Annotated in this window: 1 protein-coding gene and 1 pseudogene; both read left to right on the top strand. The window is 70.4% G+C overall.

What is annotated here, in order from left to right:
• Window positions 1-1331, top strand: a 1331-nt coding sequence (locus F9K34_RS18995; protein ID WP_291338655.1) for a L,D-transpeptidase family protein, incomplete at its 5' end; no start/stop codon positions are given.
• Between the two features lie 46 nt (window positions 1332-1377).
• Window positions 1378-1650: pseudogene (locus tag F9K34_RS18990) on the top strand (UDP-3-O-(3-hydroxymyristoyl)glucosamine N-acyltransferase); the annotation flags it as partial.

The following is a 1650-nucleotide window of genomic DNA, read 5'->3' as shown; positions in this document are numbered from 1 at the left end:
CCGAGGTGCTGCGCCAGAAGTTCCAGACCGTCCGCTCGGAACGCGAGCGCGGGCTTCTGGAGGTCGAGACGACTCGCGCCTTCCTCGCCTATGCCCGCGATGTCCAGACCGGCCTCGTCACGCCCGCCAAGGTCGATCCCGGGCTCGTCCGCGAGGTGCCGCTGCGCGATCCCGCGGCGACGCTGAGATCCTTCGCCGCCGCCGCCGACCCGGCGGCCTTCGTCCGTTCCCTGCCGCCGCAGGCACCGGAGTACGCGGCGCTCCGCCGCGGGATGCTCGACCTCAGGGCGACGATCGCGGCGGGCGGGTTCGGCCCGGAGGTGCGCGGTGGGGCGCTGGGGCCCGGCGACCTTGGCCCCGAGGTGATCGCGCTGCGCGACCGCATGATCCGCATGGGCTACCTCGCCCGCTCTGTGGCGCCCGACTACGACGGCGCGCTTCAGAAGGCAGTGCAGCGCTTCCAGCTCGACCACGGGCTGACGCCCGACGGCGTCGCGGGCGAGGGCACGCTCGCCGAGATCAATACCGGCGCCGAGGCGCGGCTGGCCTCCGTCCTCGTGGCGATGGAGCGGATGCGCTGGATGAACGGGCTGCCGCTGGGACAGCGGCACATCTGGGTGAACCTGCCCGACTTCACGGCGAAGATCGTCGACGACGGCAAGGTCACCTTCGAGACGGTGACCGTCGTCGGCATGAACCAGGCGGACCGGCGGAGCCCGGAGTTTTCCGACCAGATGGAGTTCATGGTGGTCAACCCGACCTGGAACGTGCCGCGGTCGATCACCGTCAAGGAATACCTGCCGATGCTGCAGAAGAACCCGCGCGCGGCGGGTCACCTGAAGATCGTCGATCGCCGCGGCCGGGTGGTGAACCGCGATGCGGTGGACTTCACCCAGTTCACGGCGAACAATTTCCCCTTCTCGATGTCGCAGCCTCCCTCGGACGGCAACGCGCTCGGCCTCGTGAAGTTCATGTTCCCGAACAAGTGGAACATCTACCTTCACGACACGCCGTCGAAGTCGCTCTTCGAGAAGGAGGTGCGCGCCTACAGCCACGGCTGCATCCGGCTCGGCCAGCCCTTCGACTTCGCCTACGCGCTCCTGGCGCGGCAGACCGACGACCCGAGGGGGCTCTTCGAGCAGCACCTGCATACGCGGGCGGAGAACACGATCATGCTCGACCGTCCCGTGCCGGTGCATCTGGTCTATTTCACCGCCTGGCCGGATTCGCGCGGCCAGATCGACTATCGCCGCGACGTCTACGGCCGCGATGCGCGGATTTTCGAGGCGATGCGGGCCGCCGGGGTGGCTCTGGACGCGGTTCAGGGCTAAATCCGTCGCGGTGTGGCCGGCGCGAGGCCCTGCCCGGAGACGGAAGATGCGAAGAGACGGAAGCCATTCGGTCGAGGAGATCGCCCGCGCGCTCGGCGCCGCGGCGGAGGGGGACGTGACGCTGCGCGTGACCGGCGTTGCCGAGCCCGCCGACGCCGGCCCCGACGACCTTGCGCTTGCCATGGACGCGAAGTATGCCGGCGGGCTCGCCAAGGGGCGGGCGCGGGCGGCCGTGCTTTGGCAGGGCGCGGATTGGCGGGCGCTCGGGCTCGAGGCCGCGATCTTCGTCGGGCGGCCGCGCCCGCCCCTTGGCGAGCCC

The organism is Albidovulum sp., assembly GCF_008933605.1.
Taxonomy (GTDB): Bacteria; Pseudomonadota; Alphaproteobacteria; order Rhodobacterales; family Rhodobacteraceae; genus Albidovulum.
Note: the sequence above shows the minus strand (reverse complement) of the source record. Positions and strands in the feature narration are given on the sequence as shown.